The sequence below is a fragment of the Anaerocolumna sp. AGMB13025 genome, assembly GCF_029689925.1.
Classification (GTDB): Bacteria; Bacillota; Clostridia; order Lachnospirales; family Lachnospiraceae; genus Anaerocolumna.
Genome location: NZ_CP121445.1, coordinates 6319900 through 6331274 on the forward strand (window position 1 = coordinate 6319900; position 11375 = coordinate 6331274).

5 protein-coding genes are annotated in these 11375 nt (G+C 31.2%); all 5 read right to left on the reverse strand.

Features of this window, described 5'->3' with window-relative positions; genetic code table 11:
• Positions 1-14: 14 nt before the first annotated feature.
• From QA584_RS26465 to QA584_RS26485, 5 genes are read right to left on the reverse strand one after another with little or no spacing between them, the layout of a single operon-like run.
• Complete coding sequence (locus QA584_RS26465) at positions 15-5684, reverse strand: beta-ketoacyl synthase N-terminal-like domain-containing protein (protein WP_278272095.1); 5670 nt, start codon at positions 5682-5684, stop codon at positions 15-17.
• 40 nt (positions 5685-5724) lie between these two features.
• Complete coding sequence (locus tag QA584_RS26470) at positions 5725-6753, reverse strand: hypothetical protein (protein WP_278272096.1); 1029 nt, start codon at positions 6751-6753, stop codon at positions 5725-5727.
• A 16-nt stretch (positions 6754-6769) separates the two neighbouring features.
• A complete protein-coding gene (locus QA584_RS26475) occupies positions 6770-8764 on the reverse strand; it encodes an aminotransferase class III-fold pyridoxal phosphate-dependent enzyme (RefSeq protein ID WP_278272097.1) in 1995 nt (664 codons plus the stop codon).
• Positions 8765-8780: 16 nt separating this feature from the next.
• Positions 8781-9665: an ACP S-malonyltransferase gene (locus QA584_RS26480; protein WP_278272098.1), complete on the reverse strand. Its 885-nt coding sequence runs from the start codon at positions 9663-9665 to the stop codon at positions 8781-8783.
• A 58-nt stretch (positions 9666-9723) separates the two neighbouring features.
• Positions 9724-11337, reverse strand: a complete 1614-nt coding sequence (locus QA584_RS26485; RefSeq protein WP_278272099.1) for a B12-binding domain-containing radical SAM protein — start codon at positions 11335-11337, stop codon at positions 9724-9726.
• Between the last annotated feature and the right edge of the window lie 38 nt (positions 11338-11375).

An 11375-nucleotide genomic window follows, 5' to 3' on the forward strand; every position in this document is an offset into this window, starting at 1 on the left:
AAAGCCTAAAATTCTTACTCAAGCCAACAAATACTTTTCTGAAACACATACCCTGGAAGGTGAATATTTCTTTTCTCAGAAAGTTCTTTATATAGATTCCAATTAATCTTAATTCCACTTTCCCATAATACAGATAGTAATTGATTTATGAATTGATCACACTCTATATTTGTGTTCATTCCTTTCCCTTCTCTCATTAATTCTACTGTTGAAAGTATTACTGTCCTTTTGTCAATTGAAACAACAGAAGGGTCTTCAAACAATATAATGACAGGTTCATCTACAATCGCTTTAATGCATTCTCTAATATAATGTCTTGTTAGGTAGATACTTACTTCGTCTAAATTTTCCTCTCCTATCACCTTATCGTAGACATCCTGAAATTGATTACATACGTATTTCATCTTATTCACACAGTCATTGACACTTTGATTCCTCATTCGGCTATCCCAAAGAATCGTATTAATTTTATCATTCTTCTCTTTTTCTATAGTGCTTTGCAAATAATTTTTAATCTCTTTCTCTAAATCTTCTTTGGTTTGTATGCAAAAAGACTTTCTTACTGGAAATTCTTTTCGAAAAAACATTAGTGTACTTTCTATATCACTTACTTTACATTCCCTATCTTGAATAAAAACTAGAAAACTTTCAAGAATAGCCAACAGCGAGTTCTGGTTCTTTGCAGAAAAATTCAAAATATACCCTGCTCCATTGATGTTGTTGTCATGGTTATATTCAATTTTATTATTTTCCAAAATTACATGTATATTAGCTCCACCAACTCCTAAGGAAGTAACTCCGATTACCATATCTTTCTCTTCCTTTAGCATAATAGGTTCTTTATTAATATAGAACGGAGTTTCTTCAAAATTAATGTTAGCATTGACCGACTCATACATTGCCTGCGGTGGAATACAGCGCTTTTCTGCTATTAAACAACCTTTTATAAAACTGGTAATACCGGAGGCTCGATCCAAATGTCCTAAATTTCCTTTTATAGAACCAACAGCACAAAACTGCTTTTTATCTGTATATTTTTCAAATGCTTCTGTTAAAGAAAGTATTTCTATTGGATCACCAATTTTAGTAGCAGTTCCATGTGTTTCAACATAAACAACCCTTTCAGGGTCTATACAACCTTTTTCATATGCACCACTTATACAATCCACTTGTCCTTTTACACTTGTACTTAAATAACTTACCTTTTGTCTGCCATCATTATTGCAATTTGAAGCTATTACATTAGCATATATATGACAGCCTCTATTTTTCGCCCATTCACTTGAAGCAATTACAACTGCACCAACCCCATTGCTAAAAATTGTACCATCTGCCCTCTCATCAAAAGGATATATCTTACCGGTCGCAGAAAAGATAGACCCTTCCGTGTAGACATATCCTTTTTCTTGCGGTACTTCAATATTTACACCACCAACCAAACATACATCACAACCCCCACTTTTTAATGATAAAATGGCATCATCCAGTGCATTTAAGGAACTAGAACAAAATGATTGAACCGTCCTGCTTACACCTGTTAAATTAAGCACATAAGACACCCTAGTCGCTAATGCATCTGGACTGTTATTCATGAGTATCGAATATGTATAATCATTTTTCGCGCAATCTTTATCTAACAAGTTATTAATGTAGTATGTACTTACTCCCTGGCTGGCGAACACTCCTATTTTCACATCATCAACATCATTTACGCAACCTGCATCCTCTAAAGCAGTCCAAGCCACCTCCATAAATTTCCTTTGTTGTGGATCCATGCGCTCTGCTTCATATTTTGATATATGAAAGAATTCATAATCAAATCTGTCTACATTGTTAATTATACCTCGCACTTTTATTTCCTTGAGACCGTTTTTCTCCTGTACGTATTTATAATATTGTGAATGTGTAGAATCGAATTGACTAATAGCACATTCTTTTTTCATAATTAAATCCCACAATTCATCAATACTGTCTGCTCTAGGGAATAAACCAGCCATGCCAATTACAGCAATTCCTTCTTGTTTTGAATCCATTGCTATTCTTTTTTTCTTTTTTACATCTATCTGTAATATTTTTTCTTCGATATTATCTACCATTAGAGCAATAGTAGAGTACTTAAAAACATACTTAATTGTAAAATTATTATCAAAAGCTTTATTAAGACGACTTATTAAGCTGACTGCTAATAAGGAGTCTCCACCTGCATCAAAAAAGTTGATTTCTTCATTACAAAATACACCTAAAGTCTCTGACCAAATTGTTTCAACTTCTCTTTTTATTGCTTCCCTTGTCCATTTAATTTCCGAATTATTAGTTTTCCGTATTTCTGAGTGAGACTGGAATGTCCTAATACGTTGATTAATATCACTTTTACTGATTATTAAGAGTTTTGAATCAGAATTAATAATCTGATCAAATATACTTGAAAATTCATCTACAGTTAATGTATTTGCATATAAACCGCGATATTTAGATTCATCTGCGTCAAAATACTCATCTTTAAACACCCTTGGTAAATAATCAAAAGCTACAGCTACTATATTATTTTTTGTACTTTCCCTGTATTGAAGTAGATAATTGAGTGCAGCATTACACCCTGAATATATTGAATCTCCAAGTCCCCCTAACACAGAAACCGTAGAAGAAATAAAAATACAAAATGAAAATGCAAATTTTTGATTTAATTCTAATATTTTCTCAGCTACTTTCAATTTGACCGATGTATATTCTTTTATTGTTTCAAGTTCTATATTTTTTGCATAGTTTCTAGCTTTTCCAACTTTTCCAGCAGCATGAATTATTCCATCGATTTTAATTTCCTTCTCAATAAAATATTGTTCTAGTTTATATAATTCATTTTCATCACTTAAATCATAAGAAAGGACATGAACAGATATAGATTTTTCTTTAATTCTCTTAATTCGTTGATAAATAATTGTTGCTTTTTCATCTTGTTGTTCTTCTAATTTTTCTTCGGAATAAGTTGTACTGATTAAATAAATATTTGCCGTGACACGTTTATATATTTCTTCTGCAAATAGCAAGCCTACATTTCCTGTCCCCCCTGTAATAACATAGTTCCCACCATCGCATAAACTTATTTTCTTTTTTTCCTGATTACTTTGTATATAATGAGTTACAAATATATCACCTTTTTGTACCAATAGTCTTCTATATGAATTAATATCAAATAATACTTTTATCCATTTCTCAACATTAAGTAAATCTGCTTCTTCGCAAAACATAATTTGCTTCAATTCAATTTTTTTCATTTCCATCGGTAATGAAGTAACCAGCCCATAAACTAATCCAGCTGCAATTATGTTTTGTGTTCCATTAAATAGACCTTCTAATAGAGTTATATGTATATTGTGTTGATATGATTTTCTAATATTAATACAATCTGACAAAATGGAATAAAAATAACTTTCTGCATTTTCACAGGTTTCAAGGCCATTTGTCAAGATAATATGAATGTCTCTATCTACATATCTTTGTGTAAATAACTCCTGAATATTCTGATTATCATAACTATCTAATAAACACTCTATACTGTGATAAGGTACACACCCTTTTTCCAATAACTTTTTTATGTGTTCTACTTGTTTTTCTTTTCCAATTATCAGAATATCATTATTACCATGATTATCTGATTTTAGCAGACTATCAGATATAGAATTTAATTGCTCATTCCAAGTGTATAATGAATTTGCAATAAGATTTGTATACCAGTGCTTTTTCTTTTCAAAATAGTAAGTTGGTGCTGAAACTGTATGCTTTTCTGATTCCTCATACATCTTCGACCAATCTAACTCCAATCCACTTTCCCACAATTCCCCTACTTCCCTTAAAAATTGAATGACCGAATATTGTGTGTAATTACGTTTTATCCAAAAATGTTCCTCTAATTTATCCCACAAACTCTCTATATCATCATCATCTGTCATTTTTTCAAATTTTGCACTCTGACAAGTGGTATCTCTACGATCCACTAACAGGCTCTCAATTGCTATTTTCCAAGCAATGTCAATCACAAGTTGCTGCCTGTTTTCATGTAAATTCTCTAATTTTCCCAATCTATCTGTACAAAAATCTAAAGCAGTCTTAAAAGGTAATAATTCACAATATAGAGACTGCCAATAATTTTGATAAGCCATATTTTGGGGGACATATAGTTGTTCGTTTGTATTTACAAGTTCAAATATACCATTGCTATTACGCTCTAATATCAAAATTTTACGGAACTCATAATCATCTCTTTTAGTATTTAATGTATAACAATAACGTCCTATATTTTCTTTTGGCAAATGACTCAAGATATCCTTATACATATGATTAAGTGAATATTGTGACTTTGCAGAAACCTTGATAATATATGCCTGATGCTCTTTACATATTACATCCTGCCCATCATCGTATTCTTCCAAAAAGGCACATACATTTGTTCCACCAATTCCCAGAGAATTAACCATAGCTCTAATTGGAAACTCTCTTATAATCTTTTCTACTTTGTCTGCAATATAAAATCTAGTATTTTCAAATGATACTTTATTGTTAAGTTTCTTAAAATGTACGGTTGGAACAATTGTTTTCTGATATACACACAAACACGCTTTAATAAAACCAATAACACCAGCGGCTACATCTAAATGCCCAATATTTGATTTTACTGATCCAATGGCACATGGGTATTTTTCATTATCTTCTGAATTCGTTAATCCAATTGCATTCATTATACTACTCAACTCAATTGGATCACCTAAAGTTGTTCCTGTACCATGAGCTTCCACGTATGCAATTGTCTCTGATTCGATTTCTTCTAATCCCATGGCTTCTGTCATTACATCCTGCTGTCCTTCTCTACTAGGTGCTGTAAACCCTATCTTACGACTACCATCATTATTTACAGAAGTAGCTCTAATTACGGCATATATTCTATCATTATCTAGAATCGCATCATCTAATCTCTTTAAAACTACAGTTCCAACACCACTTCCAAATATAGTTCCGCTACTCTCACAATCAAATGAGCGGCATTTACCATCAATAGAACGTATAAAACCATCCTGGTATTTATAACCTACTTTAAGGGGGCCTCCCACATTAGCACCTCCAGCAATACAACAATCTGATTCATATAATAGTAATGACTGGCATGCTAGGTGGATACCAACTAAAGAAGATGAACAAGCTGTTTGTACTGTTACACTGGGTCCAATTAAGCCAAGTTTATAAGAAACTCTTGATGATATATAATCCTTTTCATTTCCTATAAATGTTGAATAATAATTTTCATCTTCTAGAAGTTCTGGTATATCTTGTACAGCATTTAGTAAATATTTGTTAAATCCTGCACTTCCAAAGACACCTGTTCTTCCTTTCATTTTATTTGGGATATATCCTGCATTTTCAAGTGCTCTCCAGCAGCTTTCAAGAAATAACCTCTGTTGAGGATCAATAATATTAGCCTCTTTTTCCGAATATCCAAAAAATGCTGCATCAAAACAATTATAATCATCACACTCGGAACTTCTTTTTACATAATTTTCATCATTAAGCAGATTATGGTCAACCCCAGCAGATAATAGTTCCATATCAGATAAATCATGAATCCCTTCCTTACCTTCCAAAAGATTATTCCAAAATTCATCAATAGAATTACTTCCGGGAATTCTTACATCCATACCTATTACTGCTATTTCCCTTCCATTTTTCAATTTCTTATTAGACCTCACTTTCCCTATAGAAACTAAGTAATTCCAACTCATAACTTAACCGTTCAAGTTTAGTGATAAGTGGCTTTTCTATTTCACAAATTTTTTTTAAATTATTTTCGAATCCCTTATGATTAATCTTTATTTCCTTTATTCCCATTGAAAAAGAAAACCACATTCTATATAACTGTGTAAAATCTTTTCTAATTTCGTTAAGAACATGCAGCTTATATTCAGGATAATCTTTTTCAAACTCCTCTATAAATTTCATGCAATTCATTGAGTCACACATAAATGCCCAAGAGCCTGGAATTATAAGTGCTTCTGCTTCTTTTTCAATATTTATTACATTTACAAGATCTTCTATAAATACGTTTAAGCAAGTAAGGCCAAATTTATCCTGATCTTTTAAATTATATAAGCTTCTATTTATATCTTCTATGAAATTTTGTATATTCACTTTTTCTTCCAATTTATCTTTTTTAATTGATAAAATATGTATTGGGCGATTCCTATTTAAAACTACATCATCAAAATATTCTTTGAATTCATCGAAATAAATACTAGAAAAACCTAAGATTGCATCTGATACTTGAAAACATTTTCTCTCCCAATCTACTTCATAAACAATCATTACATGCTGCTCATGCAGTTTTTTGTAGTAATCATGATTTCTCATATAATAAAAATCAATTTCTACTATGACAGGCTCATGTTGCATGTTTAGCTGAGTTAAATCATTGGTTAATTTAAAAAAATCATAATAGTCTGCAGTATAATGTGTAATTCCATAATAATTATAAAAACGTTTACAGAATTCTTCCTTTGAAATTGGCACTTCTCTTGAGAACCAAACATTAAGCCCACCTATTTGAGGCAAGTACAATACTTCAGCTCCTTTTTGATAAATATAAGAGTGATGGAAAAACAGTTTATTTACATTATCTACATCATATTTATACTTCGCTATTGCACATGTTGCTCCCATTAGGCAATTTGGAGAAAACCCCTCAATTTTCAAATCATTTATATCAAACATATGCATCCTCTTCTATTTACTCATAATATGTTTCATCAGGAACACCTTCTCGAAATATGAGCTGCTTTTCATTCTTCTCATAAAAGCCACCTGAAATCATTCTTTCGACTGTCCTCCTAACTGCATTTATAATTTCATCAATATCATCATATGTATGGGCACTGGAAATAAAACAGGTTCTCCCTTCCCATGTATATACATTCTCATCTAGTAATGTGTAATAGAAAATATCCATGACTAAACTATTTTTTGAAGTTGTTTTGAACGTAAATAGGGACGAGAAATTACCTACTCGGATTGGTACATTATTAAGTTCAAAAATATCATTTAATTTATCCCTTAAATAATCTGTCTTTTGATTATTAGATTCAATCATTTCTTGTCCATGTTCCTTGTAATATTTCAAAATTTCATAAATTGCTGCCATCGAAAATGGATGTTTAAAGAATGTTCCTGCAAAGAATGTTCTTTCTATAACCGGGTAGGATTTATCTCCAAATCTCCACGGCCCTCCATCTACTACATTCATGACTTTTTCCTTTCCAGCAACTACTCCAACTGGCATTCCGTTCGCAATTGCCTTTCCATAGGTCGCAATATCCGGTTCTATATTAAATAATGCTTTTGCCCCACCAACATTGCACCTAAAACCAGTAATAATTTCATCAAAAATTAACAAAATCTGATTTTCTTCCGTCACTCTCCTTAATTCATGTAAAAACTCTATTGGATGGCATTCTGGGAATCTACTTTGAACTGGTTCAACTAAAACTGCAGCAATTCCTTCCTGTTTTAACATTCTTTTTATATCTTCCATATCATTATATTTAAAAATCAGAATTTCATTTGAAGCATTCAAATCAATACCCGGTGCTATCGGAGAATTCACATCTTCAATTCTAAATTTTGAAACTAAAGTTGCATCATTGTGTCCATGATATGCATTTGTAAAAATTGCAATTTTATTTTTTCCCGTATATGCTCTTGCTATTTTCATTGCAGTCATAACTGCCTCTGTACCTGTTACAGTAAATGTTACTCGATCAAAACCTGTTAATAGGCAAATTAGTTCTGCAATTTCACCTACATGTCTTTGTCTAGCCCCAAGTTGCATTCCATAATCTACTTCAGCTTTTATAGCATCTAAGACAAAATTAGGTGAATGACCTAAAATTAGTGTCCCATAACCCATTGCAATATCAATAAACTTATTACCATTTAAGTCATATAGGTAAGCTCCTTTACCATGATCAATCGTAATCTGATAATGAAGTTCCTTTAGTAACATTTTAAACCCTGCAATCTCATCTAAGTCAGCTAGACAGCCTCTATATTGCTGTGCTATATCTTTTGAAGTTGATGTCTTCGTACTCAATCTATTAATTAAATCGTCTACGAACTGCTTTTGCTCCAATGTTAGTGAATCAATTTGTATTGCATTCCCCTCATAGCTGTTTGTAATCTTCATTTCCGATTTCATTTTCAATACTTTCTTCTCTGTTTTTGCTGTATTTGGGGTTTGTCTGTTATCATCTGATGTTAATTTATTATTAACATTTATTCCGCCTAATAGATCAATTTGTTTTGCAAACATTTCTTGCATAATTTTATTTTGCTTATTAATAACATCAATTATATTTGAACTGCAATAATCATCTTTGCTGACGAACGTTTCCTTTGAATCTGCTACTTTTTCTTTGTATTCTAAAACAACTTCTGGCTCTGTATTATTTATGGCACAGGCCTCTAAAGTTGTGCTTGTTATGAGACTTGCATCCCTATATTCCTGAATGTAAGAACATAAGGATTCAATACTATTATATGTAAATGCAAGATCAGTTAACTTTAATGAAACATTAAAATGTTCGTTCAATTTATCAACAAAAGCGACCATCAGAACCGAATCAATACCCAAATCAAATATACTAGTATCTGCTTTAATTTTTTCTTCGTTTATTCCAATAAATTCTGATAAATACTTTTTTAATCTCTTAAATATTGCACTATCCAATTATTCTCCTCCACCATTAACTATTGAGTATCTCAATAGCATTTTCTAAAGACTGCATATCTTCGATATTAACAATTCGAATACCCTTTTTAGAAGAAGATATATCCTTAATAAATCTAGATAACACTCTTCCTGGCCCTATCTCAATAAACGTATCCATTCCTAAATCCAACATGGTTTTAACCGATTTACTCCACCTAACAGGTTCTATCATTTGCCTCATCATAAGTGCTTTAAGATCATCCTTTTTATTCCACACCTCTCCTGTATTGTTTAAAACAATTGGACATTGTGGAATATCAAATTTTACTTTCTTTAAACTTTCTTCAAATTCAACCATTGCATCTTGCATAAATGGAGAATGAAAAGCTCCATTGACTGCAATCTCTGCTGTTTTAAAAGTACCATAATTCTCAATTATATTAAAAACCCTTCTTATTTCGCTCCTTTTCCCCGAAATACTTATCTGTGTATCTGAGTTGTAATTCGAAATATAGACGCCTTCAGTTTCATTACATAACTTAACCACTTCATCAATATCGTTTCCGGTTATAACTCCCATCCCTAAATCTTCTGTTTTTGAGGCTCGCTCCATAGCAACTGCCCTTTGATTTACTAAAAATGATCCTGATACAAAATCAATTACACCAGCTGCATATAATGCCGTATATTCACCTAATGAATACCCTGCTACACAGTCAGGATAGATATTATACTTCTTTAAAATCCGGTGTATCGCTACTGACGTTGTAAATATTGCTGGTTGTGTGTTATAAGTTTGCATCAAATCCTGTTGACTTCCTCTAAAGCAAATTTCCGAGATTTTTTTGCCTAATATCTCGTCTTCAAATTGATATATCTGTTCAACTTCATAGTACCTACTAAATAATTCTATTCCCATTCCAGTATACTGAGCTCCTTGACCAGGAAAAACAAATACACACCTACTCATTTTCTTATTACTTACCCTCCATTACTTCACCATCTCGAAAAGCTATTCCATCTATCGTTTTTAAAGTTTCAATATCAGGTAACTTATTATTATTCTTTATAAATGCATTAACAAGTTCCAGCCATGTCACTTCTCCCTCCCCAATAGAAACTATATCTACATTTTTATCCTGTAAAATTTCTAAATATGAACCAGAATGAGCGCCACCAACGATAACAGGAATATCAAAATTTTCTTTAATACATGCAGCAGCAGCATGCATATTCTTCTTAAACATTGTAACTGTACTTAATCCAATTACATCAGGTCCATATTTTTTTACAATATCTTTCAATTCTTCCATATTACAATAATCTACATTTTCTTTTGCAATCTTTATATGTACTTGATTTTTCAACTTATCTTTCAGATAAGTTGCAATGAAAAGAATACCCATCGGTGGAATAATATATCTGTTTTTTTCCTGCTCTACCTGATGAAAAGATAATGTAACATCAATTAATAATATTTTTAATCCATTTGTAAAATATACTTTATGCTTATTAAAATAATTTTCAATTTTCAACTGAAAATCATTTACTTCAATTTCAGCTTCACTCTTAAAAGTTTTATTTATAAAATTATCTTTTGGAATAGAAAAATAATCTAAAATTTCATTAAACTTAGTTGCATTAATACCAAACCAGTCATTATACATTAAGACCATTTCTTTTTCAGTCATTTGTTTCATTTCACCATGAATAACTTTTTCAATTCTATCCTTATTCATCCAATAATGTTTATAAAATCTTCTTCGCAAACTTTTAGCAAAATCCTTATTCCTAAATGGAAATGTTAAAGGTTCTTCATCTAAAGTGGAATTACTCATACTTTTTAAAATGACTTCTGGACTAATTCCATTTCGAATTGCAATTTTCTCCATCTCTGTTCCTTGATATATTATCAAATTAAAATATTCAGGAGTATGTAGCCATTTAATGCTTTCTACAAATTCAATAGTAGATATTGCTTCTTCTTCCGTTTCTGTAGGAAAACCAACCATAAAATATAATGATGAGATAACTTCTGGATATTTTTCGCATAAATAAGAAAGATTTTCATGCAATTTATCAATGTTTAAATTCTTATTAATCATTTTTTGTAGTCTAGGAGATGCTGTTTCCAATGCCATTGGAATGTATGATGTTCCAGCTTGTACCATTAAATCAATATAATCCTTATCTAGGATATCGCCTCTTACACCATTTTGGAACATAATTTGAATATTTATATTCTCTTTGATAATAGTTTCATAAAATTTTTCACTATTTTTTCTATTTAAATTAAAGATATCATCTAAAAAGGCAAAGCGCTTAATCCCCATGTCATAATATAATTTTACTTCTTCTAAAATATTTTCTGCTGTTCTATATACATGTTGCTGTGGCCATATACTATGACAATATGCACAATGATATGGACATCCTCTTGTTGTAAATAAAGGAATTGTGTTGTAAAACATTGTATGATTTCGAAATTTGAAATAATAGTCATAATCAATTAAGCTTCGATCCAAAAAAGGTATTTTATCCAGATCTTTAATTGTTTCCCTCCTATTTGTTTTTACTATATTGCACATCATAATTTAATTCTCCTTTAATTCAATTTATAATGATATCA